This window comes from Peribacillus suis (assembly GCF_059384845.1).
Genome location: NZ_CM182019.1, coordinates 2,911,338 through 2,935,984, shown reverse-complemented (window position 1 = coordinate 2,935,984; position 24,647 = coordinate 2,911,338). Strand labels below are relative to the sequence as shown.

Annotated in this window: 26 protein-coding genes, 2 tRNA genes and 1 other annotated feature; of the genes, 26 read left to right on the top strand and 2 right to left on the bottom strand. The window is 41.1% G+C overall.

Annotated features, from left to right (window positions below; all coding sequences use genetic code 11):
- The first annotated feature begins 11 nt into the window (after positions 1 to 11).
- The gene (locus tag AC503W_RS14325) at positions 12 to 1,055 is read left to right on the top strand and encodes an ABC transporter ATP-binding protein (protein WP_427686722.1); all 1,044 of its coding nucleotides are present in this window, start codon (positions 12 to 14) and stop codon (positions 1,053 to 1,055) included.
- Positions 1,055 to 1,996 (top strand): ABC transporter ATP-binding protein, encoded by a 942-nt coding sequence (locus AC503W_RS14320; RefSeq protein ID WP_407407462.1) that lies wholly within the window; start codon positions 1,055 to 1,057, stop codon positions 1,994 to 1,996. The genes AC503W_RS14325 and AC503W_RS14320 overlap by 1 nt, the downstream gene beginning before the upstream one ends.
- A 311-nt stretch (positions 1,997 to 2,307) precedes the next feature.
- Here the strand turns inward: AC503W_RS14320 and AC503W_RS14315 are convergent, their stop codons facing one another.
- Positions 2,308 to 2,763: a YslB family protein gene (locus AC503W_RS14315; RefSeq protein WP_407407464.1), complete on the bottom strand. Its 456-nt coding sequence runs from the start codon at positions 2,761 to 2,763 to the stop codon at positions 2,308 to 2,310.
- Between the two features lie 373 nt (positions 2,764 to 3,136).
- Here AC503W_RS14315 and AC503W_RS14310 point away from each other — a divergent pair, with 373 nt between their 5' ends.
- From AC503W_RS14310 to AC503W_RS14250, 13 genes are all read left to right on the top strand, one after another.
- Positions 3,137 to 3,745, top strand: a complete 609-nt coding sequence (locus AC503W_RS14310) for a succinate dehydrogenase cytochrome b558 subunit (RefSeq protein ID WP_402986521.1) — start codon at positions 3,137 to 3,139, stop codon at positions 3,743 to 3,745.
- Between the two features lie 71 nt (positions 3,746 to 3,816).
- A complete protein-coding gene (sdhA, locus tag AC503W_RS14305; RefSeq protein ID WP_402874559.1) occupies positions 3,817 to 5,568 on the top strand; it encodes a succinate dehydrogenase flavoprotein subunit in 1,752 nt (583 codons plus the stop codon).
- Between the two features lie 17 nt (positions 5,569 to 5,585).
- Positions 5,586 to 6,359 carry a succinate dehydrogenase iron-sulfur subunit gene (gene sdhB, locus AC503W_RS14300; RefSeq protein WP_402874562.1) on the top strand — a complete coding sequence of 258 codons (774 nt, stop codon included), beginning with the start codon at positions 5,586 to 5,588 and terminating at the stop codon, positions 6,357 to 6,359.
- 264 nt (positions 6,360 to 6,623) lie between these two features.
- Positions 6,624 to 7,709 carry a metallophosphoesterase gene (locus tag AC503W_RS14295; RefSeq protein WP_402958105.1) on the top strand — a complete coding sequence of 362 codons (1,086 nt, stop codon included), beginning with the start codon at positions 6,624 to 6,626 and terminating at the stop codon, positions 7,707 to 7,709.
- Between the two features lie 184 nt (positions 7,710 to 7,893).
- Positions 7,894 to 8,358 carry an acyl-CoA thioesterase gene (locus tag AC503W_RS14290; RefSeq protein WP_402874569.1) on the top strand — a complete coding sequence of 155 codons (465 nt, stop codon included), beginning with the start codon at positions 7,894 to 7,896 and terminating at the stop codon, positions 8,356 to 8,358.
- Between the two features lie 124 nt (positions 8,359 to 8,482).
- The gene (locus AC503W_RS14285; RefSeq protein WP_402874572.1) at positions 8,483 to 8,707 is read left to right on the top strand and encodes a helix-turn-helix domain-containing protein; all 225 of its coding nucleotides are present in this window, start codon (positions 8,483 to 8,485) and stop codon (positions 8,705 to 8,707) included.
- Positions 8,708 to 8,990: 283 nt separating this feature from the next.
- Positions 8,991 to 9,794: a glutamate racemase gene (racE, locus tag AC503W_RS14280; protein ID WP_402874574.1), complete on the top strand. Its 804-nt coding sequence runs from the start codon at positions 8,991 to 8,993 to the stop codon at positions 9,792 to 9,794.
- 138 nt (positions 9,795 to 9,932) lie between these two features.
- The gene (locus AC503W_RS14275) at positions 9,933 to 11,003 is read left to right on the top strand and encodes a GerMN domain-containing protein (RefSeq protein ID WP_402958110.1); all 1,071 of its coding nucleotides are present in this window, start codon (positions 9,933 to 9,935) and stop codon (positions 11,001 to 11,003) included.
- 364 nt (positions 11,004 to 11,367) lie between these two features.
- Positions 11,368 to 11,979, top strand: coding sequence for an XTP/dITP diphosphatase (locus AC503W_RS14270; protein WP_494917356.1), 612 nt, complete (start codon positions 11,368 to 11,370; stop codon positions 11,977 to 11,979).
- A 2-nt stretch (positions 11,980 to 11,981) separates the two neighbouring features.
- Positions 11,982 to 12,494 (top strand): metallophosphoesterase family protein, encoded by a 513-nt coding sequence (locus AC503W_RS14265; protein ID WP_427590584.1) that lies wholly within the window; start codon positions 11,982 to 11,984, stop codon positions 12,492 to 12,494.
- Between the two features lie 161 nt (positions 12,495 to 12,655).
- Positions 12,656 to 12,729, top strand: a tRNA-Arg gene (locus AC503W_RS14260).
- A gap of 156 nt (positions 12,730 to 12,885) precedes the next feature.
- A tRNA-Arg gene (locus AC503W_RS14255) sits at positions 12,886 to 12,959 on the top strand.
- 298 nt (positions 12,960 to 13,257) lie between these two features.
- A complete protein-coding gene (locus AC503W_RS14250; protein WP_402874587.1) occupies positions 13,258 to 13,458 on the top strand; it encodes a hypothetical protein in 201 nt (66 codons plus the stop codon).
- A gap of 72 nt (positions 13,459 to 13,530) precedes the next feature.
- On the opposite strand, the gene AC503W_RS14245 is transcribed toward AC503W_RS14250, so the two are convergent.
- Complete coding sequence (locus AC503W_RS14245; protein ID WP_402874590.1) at positions 13,531 to 13,794, bottom strand: hypothetical protein; 264 nt, start codon at positions 13,792 to 13,794, stop codon at positions 13,531 to 13,533.
- 316 nt (positions 13,795 to 14,110) lie between these two features.
- Between AC503W_RS14245 and AC503W_RS14240 the strand changes: the two genes are divergently transcribed.
- The 11 genes from AC503W_RS14240 to leuD all read left to right on the top strand — a co-directional run bounded on the left by AC503W_RS14240 (position 14,111) and on the right by leuD (position 24,551).
- The gene (locus AC503W_RS14240; protein ID WP_494914638.1) at positions 14,111 to 14,389 is read left to right on the top strand and encodes a 2TM domain-containing protein; all 279 of its coding nucleotides are present in this window, start codon (positions 14,111 to 14,113) and stop codon (positions 14,387 to 14,389) included.
- Between the two features lie 164 nt (positions 14,390 to 14,553).
- Positions 14,554 to 14,733, top strand: a complete 180-nt coding sequence (locus AC503W_RS14235) for a hypothetical protein (protein WP_402874596.1) — start codon at positions 14,554 to 14,556, stop codon at positions 14,731 to 14,733.
- Between the two features lie 104 nt (positions 14,734 to 14,837).
- Entirely contained in the window at positions 14,838 to 15,197 is a 360-nt protein-coding gene (locus tag AC503W_RS14230; RefSeq protein WP_494914637.1) for a YidH family protein, read from the top strand.
- Positions 15,198 to 15,406: 209 nt separating this feature from the next.
- A complete protein-coding gene (locus AC503W_RS14225) occupies positions 15,407 to 15,682 on the top strand; it encodes a GNAT family N-acetyltransferase (protein ID WP_402874602.1) in 276 nt (91 codons plus the stop codon).
- A 437-nt stretch (positions 15,683 to 16,119) separates the two neighbouring features.
- Positions 16,120 to 16,379, top strand: a binding site (T-box leader).
- Between the two features lie 106 nt (positions 16,380 to 16,485).
- Positions 16,486 to 18,201, top strand: a complete 1,716-nt coding sequence (ilvB, locus tag AC503W_RS14220) for an acetolactate synthase large subunit (protein ID WP_402874605.1) — start codon at positions 16,486 to 16,488, stop codon at positions 18,199 to 18,201.
- A 3-nt stretch (positions 18,202 to 18,204) separates the two neighbouring features.
- Complete coding sequence (gene ilvN / locus AC503W_RS14215; RefSeq protein ID WP_494914636.1) at positions 18,205 to 18,717, top strand: acetolactate synthase small subunit; 513 nt, start codon at positions 18,205 to 18,207, stop codon at positions 18,715 to 18,717.
- Positions 18,718 to 18,764: 47 nt separating this feature from the next.
- On the top strand, positions 18,765 to 19,793 hold the full coding sequence (gene ilvC, locus AC503W_RS14210; protein ID WP_402874610.1) for a ketol-acid reductoisomerase: 1,029 nt from the start codon (positions 18,765 to 18,767) through the stop codon (positions 19,791 to 19,793).
- Positions 19,780 to 21,315 carry a 2-isopropylmalate synthase gene (locus AC503W_RS14205; RefSeq protein WP_402986505.1) on the top strand — a complete coding sequence of 512 codons (1,536 nt, stop codon included), beginning with the start codon at positions 19,780 to 19,782 and terminating at the stop codon, positions 21,313 to 21,315. Before ilvC ends, AC503W_RS14205 begins: the two co-directional genes overlap by 14 nt.
- Before the next feature lie 15 nt (positions 21,316 to 21,330).
- Positions 21,331 to 22,443 (top strand): 3-isopropylmalate dehydrogenase, encoded by a 1,113-nt coding sequence (gene leuB, locus AC503W_RS14200; RefSeq protein WP_402874616.1) that lies wholly within the window; start codon positions 21,331 to 21,333, stop codon positions 22,441 to 22,443.
- 68 nt (positions 22,444 to 22,511) lie between these two features.
- Complete coding sequence (gene leuC, locus AC503W_RS14195) at positions 22,512 to 23,921, top strand: 3-isopropylmalate dehydratase large subunit (RefSeq protein ID WP_427686706.1); 1,410 nt, start codon at positions 22,512 to 22,514, stop codon at positions 23,919 to 23,921.
- 30 nt (positions 23,922 to 23,951) lie between these two features.
- Positions 23,952 to 24,551: a 3-isopropylmalate dehydratase small subunit gene (leuD, locus tag AC503W_RS14190; protein WP_427686804.1), complete on the top strand. Its 600-nt coding sequence runs from the start codon at positions 23,952 to 23,954 to the stop codon at positions 24,549 to 24,551.
- The last annotated feature ends 96 nt before the right edge of the window (positions 24,552 to 24,647 follow it).

The window sequence follows — 24,647 nt, the reverse complement described above, 5'->3', positions numbered from 1 at the left end:
GAGGAAATGAAATGGAAAACTTATTGGAAGTGAAAGATTTACATGTATCGTTTCATACCTTTTCTGGTGAAGTCCAGGCAATCCGTGGTGTGAACTTTGAACTGAAAAAAGGGGAAACCTTGGCGATTGTAGGAGAATCCGGATCGGGTAAGTCCGTGACATCCAAATCAATCATGAGATTGTTGCCAGCAAATAATTCAGAAATTAAAAGTGGTGAAATCCTTTTTGAAGGAAAGGATCTGGCCAAACTTTCTAATAAGGATATGCAAAAGGTCAGAGGTAAAGATATTTCGATGATTTTCCAAGATCCAATGACTTCGTTGAACCCAACGATCAAGGTGGGCAAACAGATAATGGAGCCCATTTTAAAACATCAAAACGTCAGTAAGGCGGCGGCGAAGTTACGTTCGATCGAACTATTGGAACTTGTGGGCATTCCTAATGCTAAGCAGCGTTTCGAACAATATCCCCACCAATTTTCGGGAGGAATGAGACAACGTGTGGTCATCGCGATAGCTTTGGCGTGTAATCCCAAAGTATTGATTGCGGATGAGCCTACGACTGCATTGGATGTGACCATTCAAGCTCAAATTCTTGAATTGATGAAGGATTTACAAAAGAAAATAGAAACATCGATTATCTTCATCACCCATGATCTGGGAGTGGTTGCGAACATAGCGGATCGTGTAGCTGTGATGTATGCAGGGAAAATCGTTGAAATAGGTACGGCGGATGAAATCTTTTATAATCCGCAGCACCCTTATACATGGGGACTTATCAGTTCCATGCCTAGCCTCGAAGATACGGGGGAACATGATTTGTACACGATCCCGGGCACGCCACCCAATTTGCTGAACCCGCCAAAAGGTGACGCGTTTGCGCCGAGGAATGAATATGCAATGCAGATTGATTTAGAACAACAGCCACCCGTATTCAAAGTATCCGAGACGCATTATGCAGCCACATGGCTTTTACATCCAGATGCACCTGAGGTGACACCACCTCTAGCTGTACAAAAACGCATGAAGCAGTTCGTTCAGGGGGTCGCTAAATAATGGAACAACGTGAAAAACTCGTGGAAGTCAAACATTTAAAACAATACTTCAATAACGGAAAGCCTAATATGGTGAAAGCAATCGATGATATTTCTTTTGATATTTATCAAGGGGAAACGCTTGGGTTTGTTGGAGAGTCAGGTTGCGGTAAATCGACAACAGGACGTACAATCATTCGCCTGTATGATGCAACCGATGGCGAGGTACTTTTCAAAGGGGAAAGTGTCCATGGAAAGAAATCGAGGAAAAAACTGAAAGATATGAACAGAAAGATGCAAATGATTTTTCAAGATCCATATGCATCCTTGAATCCTAAAATGAAGATTGCGGATATTATCGCAGAAGGCATCGATAACCATGGGCTGGCCAAGACAAAAGAAGAGCGCATGGAACGGGTTTACCATTTACTCGAAACAGTCGGGCTAAATCGCGAACATGCAAATCGGTATCCGCACGAATTCTCGGGGGGACAGCGTCAGCGAATTGGAATTGCACGGGCACTTGCCGTGGAACCGGAATTCATCATCGCGGATGAACCAATTTCAGCACTGGACGTGTCCATTCAGGCACAGGTAGTCAATCTGTTGAAAAAGCTTCAAAAAGAAAAAAACTTAACCTATTTATTCATTGCCCATGATTTATCGATGGTCAAGTATATCAGTGACAGAATCGGCGTCATGTACTTTGGTAAGTTAGTGGAGCTTGCACCTAGTGAAGAGCTTTATAACAACCCAATACATCCGTATACACAATCCCTGTTATCTGCGATTCCGCATCCGGATCCAGAATTGGAACGGACTAGGCAACGGAAGGGGTATAATCCCGCTACACATGCTTATACGGCGGATGAAGAAGTCAAAATGCGAGAAGTGAAACCAGGACACTTCGTGTTATGTTCAGAACGAGAATTCCTTCAATTTCAAAGTAAGGGTGTTAAATGATTAACAATTATGAAAAAAAGGAGTCCGATAACCTGAGTCCGAGAGTGAGGGGGACTCAGGTTATTTGACTCCTTTTGTTTAAATCAGGGTAGAATCTATCCAAAAAAAGATTACTTTCTTCTTATTATATAGCCATTAGGAAAAGAAGAATTGGAATTACACACCTATAACTTCTATTTTATGTATCGTATATGCTGTTTTGTGTAATGGGTGTAAGTACTAGCTAAAGAATCACTCTTGGAAGAAGACCACTTGGAAATAGTCAAACTTGACGCAGGCTTCCTACATTTCAACCCATTTTAAAGAAGCCGTTAAATTGGATCTTTCGGGTCCCAGCAGATGGTGAATTCGACTTTTTTTGCACGACGTTTGATTTCTTCCGTAGCTTCACTGAGGAACCTTTTTTGTAAGGTGAATTGCTCGGCAAGAAATCCGGCTTCAAGTTGAAAATGACTGTCGGGATATAGATCCAGACGACGGGCGACCATTTCTCCTGACAAGGATAACTCCATCTCGGATTTGGAAAGCTTTATGATTTCAAGATGGCCCCAGCCTGCACTATGGAAAAATGCAACCAATTCCTGATCGCCATTCAAAGGGAATTTCCTTGCTAGTTGTTTACCCGCCCAATATAAGATTTGATAAGAATCTTTCCCCAGGATATCGTTCAATAAAGTTTCCCTGATCAGTTCATACCCGAAAGCTGGAACTTGGAATTCATCTGTTTGGATTTCTTCTTCTATAGCTGCAGCAATATTTTTTTTCATGTATTATCGCCTCTTTCTGTAAATCTATTATAAACGTTTTCCTTTTGCGATTTATACAGTTTTTTTTAATATTTCAACAGAAAAATGTAAAAAAATGTTAAATTATCTCAATATATTAAAAAAATAGTTAGTTTTTTCATATTACTTGTAAATGAACACCCAAAACCTTATTAATTTATTGATAATATTTATTCTAAAAAAGAGAAATCTTGTATCCGTTTTCTTGACGCACATTGAAGTCAGGAGTAAAATGGACTTGTCACATAATTGTAAGAAAGTATAGAGAGCGGTTTAACTCTATACTTTATTTTCACGCGGAGATAAAAGATAACCATCTTCGTATGAGTTTTGACAAATTAAGGGGGGGCACTTAGTGGCAAAGAATCGTGAGTTTGGGAATCGTAGGCTTCATTCACTTCTAGGGGTATTACCAATCGGTCTATTCCTAATTTTCCATTTATCGGTTAACTTTATGGCAACAAAGGGAGCAGAGACATTCAACGGGGCAGTTCATTTAATCGAATTTACTCCATTGAAAATCGTGGTGGAATGTGTAATCATCTATCTACCATTAATTTTCCATGCTATTTATGGGATTTATATCGCCTTTACGGCAAAGAACAACTTAGGAAGATTCAGTTTCTTCCGTAACTGGATGTTCATGCTACAACGTTTATCAGGAATCATAACTTTGATTTTCCTTGTTTGGCACATCTGGGAAACAAGGGTTCAAGCAGCATTTGGGGCAACAGTAGATTTTGATATGATGGCTGAGATTTTCTCTAATCCATTCATGATCGCGTTCTACATTGTTGGTATTGTTTCTGCTATTTTCCATTTTGCCAATGGATTATGGTCATTCGCAGTAAGTTGGGGACTAACAGTTTCACCTAAATCGCAAAGAGTTATGACATATGTTACTTTGATCATTTTCGTTCTTCTTTCTTATATAGGAATTAGTGCAGTTTTCGCTTTCGTATAAGTAGCAGAAGAAATTAATTATACGTACTAGGAAAAACATAGCTTTTCTAATGGAATAAGGGAGTGACACAATTGGGTAAAGGTAAAATTATTATCGTCGGTGGAGGTCTAGCTGGTTTAATGGCTACGATCAAAGCAGCAGAGTTAGGACAACATGTTGATTTATTCTCATTAGTTCCAGTAAAACGATCTCACTCTGTTTGTGCGCAAGGCGGAATCAACGGGGCAGTAAATACGAAAGGTGAAGGCGATTCTCCATGGCTTCACTTTGATGATACAGTATATGGTGGGGATTTCTTAGCAAATCAACCTCCAGTTAAAGCAATGTGCGATGCAGCACCATCTATTATCCATATGTTTGACCGTATGGGTGTTATGTTTAGCCGTACGCCGGAAGGTCTACTTGATTTCCGCCGTTTTGGTGGAACACAATTTCACCGTACTGCATTTGCTGGTGCAACAACTGGTCAGCAATTACTTTATGCATTGGACGAGCAAGTTCGTCGTTACGAAGTACAAGGCCTTGTAACGAAATATGAAGGCTGGGAATTCCTTGGAGCTGTTATCGATGATGATCAAACAGCACGTGGTATCGTAGCTCAGAACTTGACTTCAATGGAAATTCAATCATTCCCTGGCGACGCAGTCATCATGGCGAGCGGTGGCCCTGGAATCATTTTCGGTAAATCTACTAACTCTATGATCAATACAGGTTCAGCAGCATCTATCGTCTATCAACAAGGTGCACATTATGCGAACGGTGAGTTCATCCAAATTCACCCGACAGCAATCCCTGGTGATGATAAACTTCGCTTAATGAGTGAATCCGCTCGTGGTGAAGGTGGACGTATCTGGACATATAAAGACGGAAAACCATGGTACTTCCTAGAAGAGAAATACCCGGCTTATGGTAATCTAGTACCCCGTGATATTGCAACACGTGAAATTTTCGACGTATGTATTAATATGAAGTTGGGTATTAACGGAGAAAACATGGTCTACCTTGACCTTTCACATAAAGATTCACATGAACTAGATGTTAAATTAGGCGGAATCATTGAAATCTATGAGAAATTCGTCGGTGAAGACCCTCATAAAGTTCCAATGAAAATTTTCCCAGCGGTTCACTATTCTATGGGTGGACTTTGGGTAGATTATGACCAAATGACAAACATCAAAGGTCTATTCGCTGCTGGTGAGTGTGATTATTCACAACATGGTGGTAACCGTTTAGGTGCGAACTCACTTCTTTCAGCCATTTATGGTGGTTCTGTGGCTGGTCCGAATGCTGTTAAATACATTCAAGGACTTGATAAAACATCAGATTCTCTTCCTTCTTCATTATATGAAGGCTACCAAAAACAAGAACAAGAGAAATGGAATTCTATCATGTCTCTTAATGGTAATGAAAACGCATATATCCTTCACAAAGAACTTGGTGAATGGATGACAAACAATGTTACTGTAGTTCGTTACAATGACAAACTTAAAGAAACAGACAATAAAATTCTTGAGTTGATGGAACGTTACAAAAAAATCAACATCAATGACACGGCTAAATGGAGCAATCAAGGTGCTGCCTTTACTAGACAGCTTCAAAACATGATGCAATTGGCACGTGTAATCACAATCGGTGCTCTTAACCGTGATGAAAGCCGTGGAGCGCATTACAAACCTGACTTCCCAGAACGTAATGATGAAAAGTTCATGAAAACAACAATGGCTACATTCCAAGGAGCAGACAAAGCTCCTGCATTCCATTATGAAGATGTTGATGTATCACTGATTGCACCACGTAAACGTGATTACACGACTACACATTAAAGAGGGGGAGCATAAAAATGGTTGAAACTAAATCTGAGACTAAAACAGTTCGTTTTATTATTACTCGCCAAGATACACCGGATTCAGCTCCTTATGATGAGGAATTTGAATTAGCATACCGTCCGAATATGAACGTCATTTCCGCTTTGATGGAAATTCGTCGTAATCCGGTAACGGTAGAAGGTAAACATACAACTGCAATCGCATGGGACATGAACTGTCTTGAAGAAGTTTGTGGTGCTTGTTCAATGGTCATCAATGGTAAGCCAAGACAATCTTGTACAGCCCTTATTGACCAGTTAGAACAGCCTGTACGTCTTGCTCCAATGCGTACTTTCCCGGTTGTGCGTGACCTTCAAGTCGATCGTAGCCGTATGTTCGATTCATTGAAAAAGGTAAAAGCTTGGATTCCAATTGATGGTACGTATAATCTTGGACCAGGACCACGTATGCCAGAAAAGAAACGTCAATGGGCATATGAATTATCTAAATGTATGACTTGTGGCGTATGTTTGGAAGCTTGTCCGAACGTAAATGACAACTCCAACTTCATGGGACCACAACCATTATCACAAGTTCGTTTATTCAATGCACATCCAACTGGTGCAATGAACAAAGCAGAACGTTTAAACACAATCATGTCAGATGGCGGCCTTGCAAACTGCGGTAACTCACAAAACTGTGTGCAGTCTTGCCCTAAAGGTATTCCATTGACAACCTCGATTGCAGCGTTAAACCGTGATACAGCGATTCAACAATTCCGTAACTTCTTCGGAAGCGACGAAGTTTAATAAGTAGTAACCCCCTATCCTTTGGATAGGGTTTTTTTTTATATTAGCTCTACAAAAAATACTCATCAATTTTAAAGAATAAGCCTGTATTTATTAGAAGCGGAAGATGAATATAGGTGAAGTGGGGTTAAGTAAATTTCCCTCTGGGGTATCTTACCTGAAGAATACATTTCAATATAATAGCTCTGTCTTATAAGTTTCAAATAATAAGCAGTATTTTTTCCGTTTTCAAGGAGATTCTACCTTTATAGGAGGGTCAGAAGTATGAAAAACGGCTCTGTTCAAAAAATTTCTTTCTTTTTAGTTATATTTAGCTTGGTGTTTATAAGTGCTTTTCTCCTTTTAGGCAATGCAAAAGCTACGGTCTTGTTGGAAATGGTGGAAGATCCAAAAGGAGGTAGTGGAGTAGATGCTTCTTCTAAATCTGAAAATAAGGAACTCGACTTGACAGTTTTATACACGAACGATACTCACGCTCACCTAAAAGATATTCCACGAAGGTTTACAGCAATCAATAAAATAAGGAATGTAAAAGAAAATGTCCTTTTACTCGATGCGGGAGATGTTTTTACAGGCTCTCTTTACTTTAAGCAATATCTTGGTCAAGCTGATATACAGTTTATGAATAAAATCGGATATGATGCAATGGTACTCGGTAATCATGAATTTGATAAGTCATCGGTCATACTAAGGGACTTTATAAAAGCTGCAGAATTTCCTATTGTTGGTGCTAATATTGATTTTTCTAAAGATGAAGAATTAAAAGATCTGTCTCGAATAGAAATCGATACAACAGGATGGAAGGGTACTATTCATCCTTCAGTAGTCAAGAAAATCAAAGGGCAGAGAGTGGGGATTATTGGTCTTACGACGCAGAGGACGACCCTTTTATCAAATCCTAATAAGGATATCGTGTTTGAAGATGCTTTCAAGAAAGCGAAAGAAACAATTAACGCACTTGAAGCTAAGGGAGTTAATAAAATCATTGTCCTTTCACATCTTGGTTACAGCAACGATAAAAAGTTAGCTAATACAGTTGACGGAATAGATGTTATTGTTGGTAGTCATTCACATCATAAACTGAAAGAACCTGACGTCATTAATCAAAAAAAGAAACCGACCCTAATAGTACAAGCGGGTAGGTATGGGAGATTTCTTGGCCAGTTGGATGTTACGTTTGATGATAAGGGGAAATTGACAATGTGGAACGGAAAACTCCTTGATATAACGGATAAAAATGAAAAGGGAGAATTTATTTATAAAGAAGATAAGTGGGCCAAGTATTTTCTTGAAGAGCTTAGCGTGCCAATCAAGGAAATAAAAAAGAAAAAAAGGGTTCATGAAAAATAAGGTACTAGATAATGTGGGATTGTTTATTACTCTCTATATAAGTAAGTCAAAAAAGGAAGGAGTTATTTCTTCCTTTTTAATTAATTTTCTGAAGTAAATTAATTATAGATAGAAATATCTTCCCATTTTTTCCTTTTTCTTATAAAATGAATGAATAGTCATTCATTAAGGAGGAGTTCTCACAGTGAGTAGAATATCATATATCGATAATATAAAAGAGTGGAGCAATGGATTCTCTTTTAAACATGAGATTAAAGTCCGTTTTTCAGAAACTGACATGTTCGGACACCTCAATAATACGGTTCCATTCACTTACTTTGAAGAGGCACGGATCGAGTATTTCAATAGTATGGGGTTCATGGTGGACTGGTCTTCGGCAGAAAGTGATGAAATTCCGGTTGTTGCCGATTTACAATGTGATTATATTCAGCAGGTGTTTTTTAACGAACAACTGACGATCCATGTGAAAGCGGCCCACGTGGGCAACTCATCGGTGGATATTCATTATATGGGAACGAAAGAGGATGGGACGATTTGCCTCACTGGCAGGGGAACGGTCGTCCAAGTATCGAAAACGACCGGGAAGCCGGTGCCACTGGCTGAAGAAATGAAAAAGTGGATGTCAAAAACAAGTGTCAAACAACTTTAAAAGTAAAATTTCAATTAGACAAGTAAATGAGTCACTCCCTTGCCCTAGCCGACATACTATATCTTGACTAAATAGACACCCACTCCGGGTTTTATGCTGGTGAAGGCAAGGAGGGTAACATTACTTGAAGGAGAACGAATTCACTCATAAGCCACTACTCACCAAAAGAGAAAAAGAAGTATTTGAGTTACTAGTACAAGACAAAACAACAAAAGATATCGCAGGTGAATTGTTTATTAGCGAAAAAACAGTTCGAAACCACATTTCGAATGCGATGCAGAAGCTTGGAGTCAAAGGACGTTCACAGGCAGTTATAGAGCTCCTTCGTATGGGAGAACTTAAGCTATAATGTGTTGCTTTATTAATACGTAAGCCTTATATATCTTTACTCTCCCGTTCATTTGCAGCATATAAGGAAGGGTGAAACATTTCCATGTTTCCACTTCTTTGGATGCTGCTTATTTTTTATGAGAAGGTTTTCCAGGGCTCGTAAAACTTCTGTCTTGAAATTTATTTCACTTTCTCCCAAAATGGTAGTATGATAAGTTTCATGAAGTAAGCGAGAAGCTTAGGTATAGGTTTTCTTCATAGAGAATATCATCATGAAATGAAAGAAAAATGAGGCGAGATTTTTGAAACAACCAATTGGAATTATTGATTCGGGTGTCGGTGGTTTGACTGTGGCTAAAGAAGTCATGCGCCAGTTACCGAATGAAAATATAATATACTTAGGCGATACGGCCAGATGCCCGTATGGACCAAGGTCAAAAAAGGATGTCAAAAACTTCACATGGCAGATGACCCGGTTCCTGATGAAACAGGATATCAAAATGCTAATTATAGCCTGTAATACAGCAACTGCAGCAGTGCTGGATGAAATCAGGGCGATTCTTCCGATTCCTGTACTCGGTGTCATCCTTCCAGGGGCAAGGGCAGCTTTAAAGGTTTCTAATTCCCTACATATTGGCGTGATTGGTACAGAGGGAACGGTGAAGAGCAAAGCCTATGACGATGCACTCGTTTCCATAAACTCGGGTGTGGAAGTGGATAGTTTAGCCTGTCCGAAATTTGTCCCAATTGTGGAAAGCGGAGAGTTTCAGGGGGAAATCGTCGAAAGGGTCGTGGCGCAAACCTTGAAGCCGTTAAAGAAAATCAACATTGATACGCTCATTCTCGGTTGTACCCACTATCCTCACTTAGGACCCGTGATTTCGAAGTTCATGGGGGATAAGGTACAAGTCATTTCCTCTGGGGAAGAGACGGCCCGTGAAGCGAGTGTCATTTTAGATTACTACCGACTAAGCAATAGAAGCAAAAGGGTTCCTGTACACCGTTTCTATACAACGGGTTCCAAAGATATATTTGGTGCAATCGCATCGAGTTGGCTCGGCATAGAAATTGATACGATAGAGACCATCAAGATCGACCATCTATAAGACTTCCCTATGGAGGTCTTTTTGGTTTGGTTGAATGGGCGGGTGGCAGTAGTTGCCTAAAGAGAAAGGAAAATAATTGGTCTATTTTTGCCTAGGGCTCGTATAAATAGGAGTACAAACTGTCCTAGGAGTGATTTTATGTCCAATAAATCAAAAGTAACAGCAGCAGTGACAATCCTGGCTTCTTCTCTTTTTCTTTCTGGCTGTGGCTTGTTCGGAGCGGGCGAGAAAACGGAAATCGATCCCCCTAAGGATGTTTCTTTAGTGGAGGATGAATCTTCATTGGAAGAGCCGAAAGGGGAGCAACAGCCTGTAGATGAAGGAGAAGAGGCGTCAACTGAAAGTACAGTTAAGACCGAGCTTTATTTAATTGATAAAAGTGGATATGTAGTTCCGCAAACAATGGAGCTTCCTAAATCCGAAGCGGTCGCAAAACAGGCATTGGACTATTTAGTGAATAATGGACCTGTCACAGATAAGCTGCCAAATGGGTTCCGCGCAGTGATTCCGGCAGATACGTCGATAAGTGTAAACATAAAGGAAGGTGTGGCTGTTGCCGATTTTTCACCAGAGTTTAAAAACTATCAAAAGGAGGATGAACTCAAGATCCTGCAAGCCATCACCTGGACTCTGACCCAATTTGATTCGGTCGATAAAATCCAATTGAGGATCAATGGGGAAGATATATCGGAAATGCCGGTAAATGGTACGCCAATCGATGATAATATCTCCCGTGCTTCAGGAATCAATGTCGATGCAAGTGATGTGGTCGATATCTCTAACTCGAAAGCTGTGACGGTCTATTACATCGGTGGGGACGAGGAGTATTCTTATTATGTACCAGTGACACGCAGGGTCAGTGAAACGGAGTCGGATAACGTGACAGCGGCCATTCAGGAATTAACGAAGGGGCCGGCAGGTTCTAACTTGCAAACAAGCTTCATGAGTGACGTAGCGTTGCTTGATCAGCCTAAGGTAGCGGATGGTAAGGTTGTACTGAACTTCAATGAAAATATACTTGGAAGCTTCAAGGAGAAAAAGGTTTCCCAGGATGTACTTGATGCCCTGGTTTTATCACTAACGGAGCAAAAAGGAATTGAAAGCGTGGAAGTTCATGTTAAGGGGAGTGCAGATCTTCTAAATGAAGAAGGTAAGCCATTATCGGAACCAGTAATCCGTCCTGAAAAGGTGAACACAGGTAGTTTTTAAAGAAACGAGTTGATACCTATAAAAAATGGGGGCAGGCTTTCAGCTGCCTCTTATTCTATTTTTCATAATAGAGAGGATTTATTTCTAAAAAGCAGCCTTATAAGTTTCCGGATTATTGAAGAAGCTGAATTTGTGATAAAATTAACTTATCAAATAAAGTTCGATATCTTCCTTGTGGTCATCAAGCTGTCCCGACAGGAAGCGGAGAACGAAGTGAACTACGAGTGAGGAACATACTTAATACTTACATAAGACAAGCACCCAATTTACTTGTTCGAACGATGAATAAGTCCATATCGTATTCGGAAGTCAAAGGGGCAAGAGGGAACTCAGTGAAGATAAACGAAAAGGATGAGATGAATTGATGAAAACCGTGATTATTGCGACGAAGAATAAAGGAAAGGCCAACGAATTCAAGAACATGTTTGCAGCAAAAGGTTATGAAGTCAAGACTCTCCTCGACCTGCCGGATTCACCGGATGTCGAGGAAACTGGAACGACGTTCGAAGAGAATGCAATTCTTAAAGCGGAAGCGATTGCCCATAAAGTGGGCCACTTTGTCCTCGCAGACGACTCGGGGCTGATCGTAGATGCGTTAGACGGCCGACCTGGCGTATATTCTGCCCGTTATGCCGGTGAAGATAAGGTTGATGAAGCGAACACGGAAAAAGTATTGAGGGAACTAGAGGGTGTACCAGAGGAGGAAAGAACGGCTAGGTTCTATTGCGCATTGGCATTGGCCTCTCCCAATCAAGAAACGATAACGGTTTCAGGTACGATGGAAGGTTTCATTACGAAGCAACCGATAGGAACCAATGGATTTGGCTATGACCCAATCTTTTTTGTGAAAGAACAGGGCAAAACTAATGCTGAATTGACAAAAGAAGAAAAAAATAATATCAGTCACCGTGCAAACGCATTGAAAGCGTTGGATGAGAAATTGGAAGAATTCCTTAAACGGGAAGAAGGAATGTGATCATGAAGGTCCTGATAATGAGTGATAGCCACGGGCTTACTCATGAAATAAGCATGATCACCGCTCGTCATAAACAAGAAGTCACAGCGATGATACATTGTGGAGATTCGGAACTTGAAAGCAAGGATCCACTTTTGGGAGGGTATTTAGCGGTACGTGGGAACTGTGACCATGATCATGCCTTTCCTAACGAGCTCATTCAAGACATTGCTGGCAAACGCTTCTTCATTACCCATGGACATCTGTATAATATTAAGATGACACTGATGAACTTATCTTATAAAAGTGAAGAATCCGGTGCTGATATCGTTTGTTTTGGGCATTCTCACGCAGCGGGATCTGAACGTATCGATGGAAGGTTATTCATCAATCCTGGCAGTATTCGCCAGCCTCGGGGGCGAAAAGAAAAAACGTATGTAATTTTGTCTATAGAAGAAAACGTACTTGAAATCACGTATTACGATCTTGAAGGAAACACGGTCGAGGAACTAAATAAAGCTTATAAAACTAACTGACTTAAGGTATAATGAACAGGAAGCATTCTGTGCTTCCTGTCTGCAAAAAAAATTATTAAAACCATTGACTTTCTTTTAATATGCTAATATAATAAGAATTGTCCTAAGGGATCTTAAGTAAGGTTAATACATAAGTGTTACCGCAACTTATATCATAAAATGTCTCAGTAGCTCAGCTGGATAGAGCAACGCCCTTCTAAGGCGTCGGTCGGGAGTTCGAATCTCTCCTGGGACACTACCAAACAGTCAAATCCTTTTAGGGTTTGGCTGTTTTTTTATTGAATATAAATCTTCTGGTGAAAATAAAAAAATGTTGACTTTCTTATTATATTTCACTATAATAAGAGTTGTCTTAAATGACCAAGAATTTTCATACATAGTGTTACACAATGTCTCAGTAGCTCAGCTGGATAGAGCAACGCCCTTCTAAGGCGTCGGTCGGGAGTTCGAATCTCTCCTGGGACACTATCAAAAACAGCCAAGACCTTTTGAAGGGTTTGGCTGTTTTTTCGTTATATAAAGGGTTGTCATGGCATTTTATAATGATATGTTTGTTTCCCCTATCATTATTCCCATAGGATTCAAGAGGGGAACATTTCACTAGAGGATATGGATGAAGAATACTACTGATCATGGAGACAATGATTTGAGGCCATAGATCTATTGCCTTTTAGTTTCTTTTCTAACTTGTTTATATTTCTATTTTTGGAGAAGGTGGATTCTCTTTTATGTCGAACTGTATAAGAATAAGGGAGATGTTTAGATGAATAAAGATAGCTTATTTAAATTCATTCAAACTTCCACGCGAGGGAATTTCTTTTCAGTAGAGATAGCCCAAGATGGAACCAAGGTAGTTCAAATGGCCAAGGAGTTAGAACAAGAAGGCAGGATCAAACTAAGAGAGTGTAAGTCGCAAAATCAAGGCGTTTACCTTGAAGGCATCCTTAAATTCATTCCTAGTTAATACCACCGGTTCAGTTAGGAAGAGGAAAAAAGCATCCAACGAGTTGGATGCTTTTTTCTGTGTCTGATTCATTCAATTCTTATTTAACGTTTCGCGGTTTTTATTGATGATTTCACGGTTTTTGATTATGGCGGTATTTATTTCTTCAAGCGGTGTTCGGATGACATCTTGTTCATTTTCAAATGGTGTGAGATTAGATTGATCTTTCAATAATATATCAATGGTATCGCGTAACTGAAGCATTGATATATTGAATTTTTCCGAAACGCCTTGTAGGGCTTTATGTATTTCAGGGTTCTGGATAGAAGAAACAACCTTTCCGGAATCAGAGTTCAATAATATATCCTCCTCTAAAGCTTGATGTGAATATACATAGCTTATTATTGAGATATGGTAATTATACATGGAAGACATGTTTTTTTCATGGGGAATTAAACTCAATTTGGATTTCACGCAGAATAAAATATTATAGGAGGATATTATTAGACCAGCTGCTAATTTCATCAAGAGGGTGTGAAAGGGATGAGATCCTCTCTTGAGTGAGTAACGGGCAGGCGTCGGTTATATAGATCTGATTTCAATAATGGTAAATAAAGTAAAATAAAAGTATAATGAAAAAGTGAGTTTGAGTTTTGATGAAGGAGGCGTAGCGATGGAAAAGGATGAAAGCTATTTGAAAGCAAAAAAAAGGGTGGAGAAATTAAAGGGTTTTTATATCCATTTAATCGTTTACATCTTGGTGAATCTTTTGCTTATAATGATAAACTTATTGACCGATGCTAGTTATTTGTGGTTTCTCTATCCCCTTGGCGGCTGGGGAATCGGAATCCTTATACATTGTTTAACAACGTTTGCGAGCGGGGACTTCGGGTCGCAATGGGAAGAAAGAAAAATTAAAGAATATATGAAAAAAGATAATAAGGACCTTTAATAAATACTTGTAACTAAGGAGGCTATATTGGCTTCTTTATTTAATTTGGCTCGATAATAAAAGTTGAAACTTTGGCTTTATCAAGATTTTGGACCATTTGTCTTTTGAATATAGTAAAATGGAGGCTAAGAGCTTAATAAATAATCATTTTATAGGAGTTGCTCATGAAACAGTTTGGTTGGTTTGTAACGGGAATCGGGGTTTTGATCGCATTGTTTGCCCTGCTTTATCCCTTGAATGTTATCAGTAAAACAGTTTGCATATATTTACTGCTCGGAGGATCGGGTCTTATGTTCGTTGGATCTATGTTTAGGGCCTTTTCCCTTCTTAAGAGAAGCGAATGATGACCGGTTGGGTTGATATAGTAGGGTGACTCTATGTACAATTAGGGAGTCTCCTAAATATCAGCCCTTTTTTTAGGGGAGATTTTTTAATAAGGTGATGAAAAATGGACAAGAACCAATTGAAATATGCACAGCAGCATTTGGCCAATGAACGAACTTTTTTGGCGTGGATCCGAACCGTGATTGCAATTGTGGGGGTGGGTTTTCTAACAACAAGTTTGCATTTTACGATAGGTGTGTACCGAGATGCCCGAATCGATTTGATCAGTATCGTGCTTGGAATGTTCACCTGCTTTTTAGGTCTAGTGATCACCATATTGTCAACGGTGAGTTATCTTCAGAAGAAGAAGCAAATTAATGAGGAGACCTTCAAGCCTTCCTCGGCCCAAGTCATTCTCATTGCGGTCTTTATGCTCATCTTGCTATTGATGGTCATTTTATATTTTCTTTTTATCAAACTATAACCATTTGTCCCTATTTGTTAGGGCTTTTTTTTATGGGGTGTTGCGGGTTATTTTCTTTACGAAAACTTTTTTCTGTTTACAATCCTCTAGTATAGGTTAGAAGTAAGGGGAGGGCTCACTCAGATTTATAAAGTCTATGTGAATTCCAATTATTTGTTTAATAACCAGATTGTGATATATGATAGGGAGTATAAAAGGAGGTCATCAAGATGGTAGATATCCAAAAAGGTGAAGGGTCATTTTTTGTCAAGGACTCTGGTGAAAAGCTGGCTGAAATTACGTTCTTTAAATCAGGTGATCACGAAATCACGGTGGATCATACGGTTGTATCCGACAAACTACGCGGACAGAAGGTTGGGAATGCGCTTGTTGAAAAAGTGATTGAACTAGCGCGTAATGAAAATCTTAAAATCGTTCCGGAATGTACATTCGTTCAAAAGCAATTTGAAAAAAATGAAGCATATGAAGATGTATTGGCTAAGTAACGATATAGGGCTGGATACTAGGAAAAGGAATGGATTACCATTCCTTTTCCTGTGTATTCAGCCTTTTCCCTTTGTTTTTTTATAAAGTTTCTGGGGGAGGGTGCCAAGGGGACACCGCTTCTTGTAATTACCAATAAAATGCAGAAACAGCCTTTCAAAATAAACATCGGTTGCAGGCAAATTGGATGTTTGGTAAGAATATGGAATGCATTATGCTTTAGTTTGTATCTTTTTTCATTATTTTTAAACTAAAAAAATATATTTTTTTTAATGTGAAAATAGGATAATAGTAGGGATGAAAGCGCATACAATAAAACTTATAATTTAGAATTGTCTAAAAATTCATTAAATACCTGTTGACTACACTCCAAAATGCGAGTAAGATAATCTCAAATACAAGACATCAAACATTAGCGTTTCAAAAAAATATGAATAATGAGAAAACATTGAAAAGGATAAGTAGTCTTTTTTCAAGACATTCACAGAGAGCCGGGTTGCTGAGAACCGGTATTGTCCCAAAAGATGAACTCACCTTGGAGTTTCAGCTTGAACGTTATACTAGTAGGGCTGAACGGGTGCGTACCAGTACCCGTTACCAAAACAGAGAATAGTTGTATACTATTCAAAGTGCGCATGGAAGTTCATGCGAAAAAGGGTGGTACCGTGGAGCGGCTGATTAAGTCTTTTCACCCCTTTAACTTGCTAAGTGCAAGTACATTTGGGGTGAAGAGGCTTTTTTGTATGCTTAAAAATCCGAATATTATGAATTTAATCGAGTGAGAAAGCGGAGGAGGTCTTTACGAATGACACAAAAAGCAGTAGTGGCTGATCGAAAAAGTGGAAAGACACATTATAGTGGTGCCGAATTTTTGATGGAAGCATTGAAAAAGGAAAATGTTGAAGTCATCTTTGGGTACCCTGGTGGTTCTGTATTGCCGATATATGACAAGCTTTATAGTTCAAAGCTTTTTCATATCTTGACACGACATGAGCAGGGTGCAATCCACGCAGCAGAAGGGTACGCCAGGATTACTGGCAAACCGGGAGTGGTCATTGTCACGTCCGGTCCTGGAGCAACGAACATTGTAACCGGCCTAGCGGACGCAATGATTGATTCTCTTCCACTTGTTGTTATTTCGGGTCAGGTAGCTACTAGCGTAATTGGTTCGGATGCCTTTCAGGAGGCAGATGTACTCGGGATTACAACCCCAATTACAAAACATAACTATCAAGTGAGAAAGCCGGAAGACCTCCCACGTATCATCAAAGAAGCATTTTATATCGCTTCAAGCGGACGACCGGGACCTGTTTTAATAGATATTCCTAAAGACATGGCAATCTTGGAAGGGGTAGCGACGGAAGAGGATCCAGTGATGGACCTGCCAGGCTATCAGCCAACGACAAAGCCGAATTACTTGCAAATAAGAAAGCTTGTTGAAGCGGTAAGTGGTGCGAAAAGGCCCGTCATCCTTGCTGGAGCAGGTGTCCTTCATGCAAAGGCATCTCATCTCTTGAAGGAATATGCCGAACAACAAGGCATACCAGTAGTTCACACCCTCCTTGGCCTTGGTGGTTTCCCAGCCGAGCATCCGCAATTTATTGGAATGGGTGGCATGCATGGTAGTTTTGCGGCAAACATGGCGTTATCGAAATGTGATCTGTTGATTAATGTGGGGGCAAGGTTCGATGATCGCTTGACCGGAAACTTAGCCAAATTTGCACAATATGCAACTGTTGCCCATATCGATATTGATCCAGCGGAAATCGGAAAGAATGTACCAACCAAGATTCCTGTAGTCGGCAGCGCAAAAGAAGCTTTAACGGAGTTGATTGCCCAAAGTGGTAAAAAGCCTGACATTACGGAATGGACTGAACAGTTGAATGAGTGGAATGCAGAATTCCCATTACGTTATACCCAAGAAGAAGGGGTGCTGAAACCTCAACGTGTCATTCAAATGCTCCATGAAAAAACGAAGGGGGAAGCCATTGTCACGACGGATGTTGGTCAGCATCAAATGTGGGCGGCCCAGTACTATCCATTTAACAAGCCTAATTCATGGGTCACATCCGGTGGCCTGGGTACGATGGGCTTTGGCTTACCGTCCGCACTTGGAGCACAAATGGCCAATCCAAAAGCGACAGTTCTTTCGATATCTGGCGATGGTGGTTTTCAGATGTGCCTTCAAGAACTTTCGGTCATTGCGGAAATGAATCTGCCGATTAAGATCATCATCATTAATAACGGTGCGCTTGGAATGGTAAGGCAATGGCAGGAACTCTTCCATGACAATCGCTTTTCACACAGTGTTTTCCAGTCTCAACCCAATTTCGTTAAATTGGCTGAAGCATATGGAATTCCAGGGTTTAAAGCGACTACCGAGGAAGAAGCCAATGCATGCCTCGATGAAGCATTCACGATAGATGGACCGGTTTTGATCGATTTCCGTGTCAAACAAATGGAAAATGTCTTTCCGATGGTAGCATCAGGAAAAGGGCTGGATGAAATGGAAGGAGTTTAAGCAATGAGGGGAATTCTTAGCCTTACCGTGAACAATAGACCAGGCGTCCTTAACCGGATCACGAACCTGTTCACGAAAAGGAATTATAACATTGAAAGCATGACAGTCGGGCAATCCGAGCAGGAGGGCATTTCAAGGATGACCTTCGTGGTCGATGTTGATGACGAAACGGTCATTGAGCAAATCACAAAGCAATTAAATAAGCAGATAGAAGTGCTTAAAGTGATTGATATCACGAATCAATCGATTGTAGCCAGGGAACTGGCGCTCATCAAGATATTGGTGACAAGCCAGACCCGACCTGAAATCTATTCGGTAATTGAGCCTTTCCGGGCCTCTGTTATAGATGTAAGTAAAGATAGCCTGACGGTTCAAATCACTGGGGAATCAGACAAAATCGAAGCCTTCATTGAACTGATCAAAACGTATGGCATCAAAGAGTTGGCAAGAACCGGGACGGCGGCCTTCCCTCGCGGAATGCAGTTGTCACATGCAAAAAGCGCAACAATCGTATAAAAACAACCAAAAAAAACTATGGATATGAAAAGGGAGATGTATTAATAATGGCAAAAGTATATTATAACGCAGAAGCAAACGAGAATTTTTTCAACAATAAAAAGGTAGCGGTAATCGGATACGGTTCACAAGGACACGCACATGCTCAAAACTTACGTGATAGCGGTGTGGATGTAATCATCGGAATCAGAAAAGGTAAATCATTCGATAAAGCTGTAGAAGATGGATTCAATGTATATACAGTTAAAGAAGCGGCAGAACAAGCAGATGTAATCATGAACCTTTTACCAGATGAAACGCAACCAAAAGTATACCAAGAAGAAATCAAACCTGTGTTGCATGCAGGTCAAGCATTAATGTTCGCACACGGATTCAACGTTCACTTTAACCAAATTGTCCCACCAGCCGACGTGGATGTATTATTAGTGGCTCCAAAAGGTCCAGGACATCTTGTTCGCCGTACATATGAACAAGGTGCAGGGGTACCGGCATTATTCGCAATCTACCAAGATGTGACGGGTGAAGCAAGAGAATTGGCACTTGCTTACGCTAGAGGAATCGGAGCACTAAGAGCGGGTGGATTGGAAACGACATTCCAAGAAGAAACAGAAACAGATCTTTTTGGAGAACAGGCAGTGCTTTGTGGCGGATTGACTTCCCTTGTAAAAGCTGGGTTTGAAACATTGACGGAAGCTGGATACCAACCGGAAGTTGCATACTTCGAGTGTTTACATGAATTGAAATTAATCATCGACCTTATGTATGAAGGCGGTATGGAAAATATGCGTTATTCCATCTCTGATACGGCTCAATGGGGAGATTTCGTTTCAGGACCACGCGTTGTGACAGAGACGACAAAAGAAGCGATGAAAGCCATTTTAAAAGACATCCAAGACGGGGAATTCGCAAAAGGATGGATCCTAGAAAACCAAGCGAATCGTCCAGTCTTCAATGCTATCAATAACCGTGAAAACAAACACCAAATCGAAGTGGTAGGTCGTGAATTAAGAAAAATGATGCCATTCGTCAAACCTCAACAAACAGAGAAAGAAGTGGTAGCCGTTGCGAAAAATTAATATTTTTGAAACAACACTTCGTGATGGGGAGCAATCGGCCGGTGTGAACTTGAATTTTACCGAAAAGCTGGAAATTGCTTATCAGCTTGAAAGGCTTGGTGTGGATATCATCGAAGCCGGTTTTCCGGCAGCATCCAAAGGGGACTTCAATTCCGTACAGGAAATCGCGCGCAAAATCAGAAACAGCTCTGTTACAGGGCTGGCGCGCGCTGTAAAGGGAGACATTGACGCTGCGTGGGACTCATTGAAAGTCGGAGCAGAACCAAGGTTGCATACATTCATCGCCACGTCTCCGATCCACCGTCAATACAAGTTGAAAATGTCAAAAGAACAAGTGATTGAAAAATCAGTTGCCATGGTCAAGTATGGGGCAGAGCGTTTCCCAATCGTACAATGGTCTGCCGAAGATGCCAGTCGAACTGAACTTGACTATCTGGCTGAAATAGTCGAAGCGGTCATTCAGGCGGGGGCGAAGGTTATCAACATTCCGGATACAGTGGGATATGCCGCCCCGATTGAATACGGAAACATCTTCCGTTACCTACGTGAAAATGTTCCTTCCATCGATAAGGTGAGCCTATCGGCTCACTGCCATGATGATCTTGGAATGGCGACAGCTAACTCATTGGCTGCCATTGAAGGTGGGGCTACCCAAGTCGAGGGAACGATAAATGGAATTGGCGAACGTGCCGGCAATGTGGCCCTTGAAGAAGTGGCGATGGCTCTTTATATCCGAAAAGATTTCTATCAGGCGGAGACGGGTCTTGTCTTGAATGAAATCAAAAGAGCTAGTGATCTGGTTAGTCGTTTAACGGGAATGCAGGTACCTGCAAATAAAGCCATTATCGGCGCCAATGCCTATGCGCATGAATCCGGGATTCACCAAGATGGCATGTTGAAAGAAAAAACGACGTATGAAATTATCTCACCGGAACTGGTCGGTGTGTCTGCCAATTCGCTTGTTCTAGGTAAGCATTCTGGACGGCATGCTTTCAAAGAGAGATTACAAGAATTGAATTTCTCTGTAACGGATGAAGAAATGAATTCTTTATTTGTCCAGTTCAAAGAATTGGCGGATAACAAGAAAACCATGACGGACGAAGATATCGTAGCTCTTGTCCTTGAAGAAAAAGCGACGGATATCAGTTTTTATGACCTGATTTCCTTCCAAATATCTCATGGTACCCATCAAGTTGCCACGGCAACGGTTACGTTGAAAAAAGGCGATAGTGAAGAAATACAGGAAGCGGCAACGGGTGCTGGTAGTGTTGAGGCCCTCTATAACACGCTTGAAAGATGTTTGGGTAGTCAAATCAACCTCCAGGATTACAGAATCCAATCTGTGGGAGCTGGGATGGATGCCTTAGCACAAGTTTTCGTAAAAATCGATTACAACGGTGTGGAAACGAGTGGACGTGGACTGGACCAGGATGTATTGGAAGCCTCGGCAAAAGCTTATTTAAACGCGGTGAACCGTGTAGTCATCATGAAGGAATTAGAAGAAAAAGCAGTCATGCAGTAGGAAGGGGAGATTTCGATGAAAAGGAATATTGCGGTGCTTCAAGGAGATGGCATCGGTAAAGAAGTGACTAGAGGCGCTGTAGAAATTCTTGAAGCCGTTGCTCAACGGTACGGGCATGATTTTGAATTTCAATATGGCGAAATTGGTGGTAGCGCTATCGATAACACGGGATCGCCACTACCGGACGGGACAGTAGAGATTTGCAAGAATAGCGACGCGGTATTATTAGGGGCGGTCGGGGGACCGAAGTGGGACACTCAACCTGCGCACCTAAGGCCAGAGCGTGGTTTATTGAAAATCCGCAAAGACCTGAATCTCTATGCTAACATCCGGCCAATTAGCTATTATTCCAGCTTGTCGGAGTCTTCACCTCTTAAAAAGGAATTCATTGAAGATGTCGATTTCGTTATTGTACGCGAGCTGACGGGTGGCCTTTATTTCGGGAAGCCGAGTGAGCGGGTGGAACGAGAGGGGAAGGATGCGGTCGTCGATACCCTTTTTTATCAGAAAGATGAAATGAAGCGCATCATTGAACTTGCATTTAAATTAGCCTCTGACCGCAAGAAAAAAGTGACATCGGTCGACAAAGCCAATGTCCTGGAATCCAGTCGGATGTGGCGTGAAACGGCTGAAGAAATCGCCAAAGATTATCCAGAAGTGGAACTTGAACACATGCTTGTTGATAATGCTGCGATGCAGCTCATAAAGAATCCGAAACAATTTGACGTTATCGTGACGGAAAATATGTTTGGTGACATTTTAAGCGATGAAGCATCCGTCTTGACTGGTTCACTTGGCATGTTGCCTTCCGCTTCGATCTCTACGGAAGGTCCCAATTTATATGAACCGATCCACGGATCTGCCCCTGATATTGCAGGAAAAAATCTAGCAAATCCTATTGGGACGATTTTATCGGCAGCATCGTTGTTACGCCTATCATTCGGATTGGAAAATGAGGCCGACGCGGTCGAGCAAGCGGTGGAAACGGTACTGAACTATGGATTAAGAACCGGTGATATTGCTAATGGTCAATCATCAATCACGACGACGACAGAAATGATTGCCCAAATAAAAGCAACTCTATTAGACCAGGAAGCCATCTCCAACATCATGGGAGCTTATGCATAACCTTCTTTCACGGCCTAAATCTAGGCCGTGTTTTTTAAAAAATATAAAATTGATCGAGGTGGATATAAGTGGGTAAATCTATAATTGAAAAAATATGGGATCGCCATATTATATATGAAGAGGAAAATAAACCGGATTTATTGTATATAGATCTTCAATATATTCATGAAGTAACATCCCCTCAAGCATTCGAAGGTTTGAGATTGAAAGGGCGTAAAGTAAGAAGGCCCGACCGGACTTTCGCAACAATGGACCATAATGTGCCTACTATAAATCGCCATTTCATTTCGGATGATATTGCAAGAAAACAGTTGGAGGCACTCGATAAAAACTGTAAGGAATTCGGTATCCGTCTTGCTGACCTAGACAGCCCAGAACAAGGAATCGTTCATGTCATCGGTCCAGAATTAGGTCTTACACAACCTGGTATGACGATTGTTTGCGGGGACAGCCATACATCTACGCATGGGGCGTTCGGATCGATTGCTTTCGGGATCGGAACAAGTGAAGTGGAGCATGTTTTGGCCACTCAATCCCTATGGCAGACTAAACCAAAAACGCTAAAGCTTGAGGTTAATGGGAAACTCGGTCATGGAGTCATGGCGAAAGATGTCATTTTATATGTTATATCCAAATTCGGTGTCGACTTTGGGACAGGACATATCATTGAATATTGTGGGGAAGTTTTCGATGCCATGTCAATGGAAGAAAGAATGACCGTATGTAATATGTCAATCGAAGGCGGTGCTCGTGCTGGGCTAGTGGCACCAGATGAAACGACCTTCTCCTATTTGAAAGGTCGTAAATATGTATCAAAAGGTGAAGAGTTTGAGCGTTGCGTTCAGGACTGGAAGGCACTTGTTAGTGACGCAGATGCGGTTTATGACCGGGAAATCGTCCTTGATGGCAGTTTGATTTCGCCAATGGTCAGCTGGGGAACAAATCCGGGCATGGCTAGTGGAGTGGATGAACGGGTACCGACTTTTGCAGAGGATATCACTAATTCGAAGGAACTCGGCCGCGCGCTTGAATATATGGGACTTCAAGAAGGAATGGCGATTACGGATATTCCGGTTCAACATGTATTTATCGGTTCTTGTACGAATTCCAGAATTGAAGATTTACGTCAGGCTGCTGAAATGATTGAAGGCAGGACGGTTCATAAAGGTGTTCGAGCAATGGTGGTACCAGGCTCACAAAGTGTCAAGAAGCAAGCGGAAGATGAAGGATTGGATGAAATTTTTAAATCGTCAGGCTTTGAATGGCGGGAATCAGGTTGTAGCATGTGCTTGAGCATGAACCCGGATGCGGTGCCTCCTGGTGAACACTGTGCCTCCACGAGTAACCGGAACTTCGAGGGACGACAAGGGGCAGGGGCCAGGACCCATTTAGTAAGTCCAGCCATGGCAGCGGCTGCGGCCATATACGGGAAGTTTGTTGATATAAGAAACTTGAAAAAAGCTGAGAAAGTCCAATAAATACAAAATAATAGGAGGTGCACAATGGAAATGGAACCCATTACTATATATAAAGGAAGAGCGGCGGCACTAAATCGGAAAAATGTGGATACCGACCAAATCATTCCAAAGCAATTTTTAAAACGGATTGAACGAAGCGGCTTTGGCGAATTCCTGTTCTATAACTGGCGCTTTGACGAAGAAGGAAATGAACGCCCTGATTTTGAATTGAATCAGCCTCAAAATCGTGATACCTCGATTTTGATTGCGGGTGAAAACTTTGGCTGTGGATCATCAAGGGAGCATGCACCATGGTCGTTGAAAGATTATGGTTTCGATATTGTCATCGCACCATCTTATGCCGACATATTCAAAAGCAACTGCATGAAGAACGGAATGGTTCCCATCGCATTAAACCATGAGCAAGTCCAGTACCTGATGGAGAGGGCTGCTTCCCCTGATTATGAACTGACTGTCGATTTACCGAATCAAACGGTGAAAGATGGCCAAGGGTTTGAAGCAAGCTTCGATATTCATCCATATTGGAAGGAAATGCTCGTCAAAGGCTGGGACGAAATATCGATCACTCTTCAATATGATGAGAAAATAGCAGCTTATGAAAAGCAAAAAGATGCAGTTTCTAATGCGTAATGAATTCAAAAAAAGGCTTCCTATCCAATAAAATAGGAAGCTCTTTTTTGTGGAGTTTTAAATTACATATAAGTGGAATGGATACCTTGGAAGGTG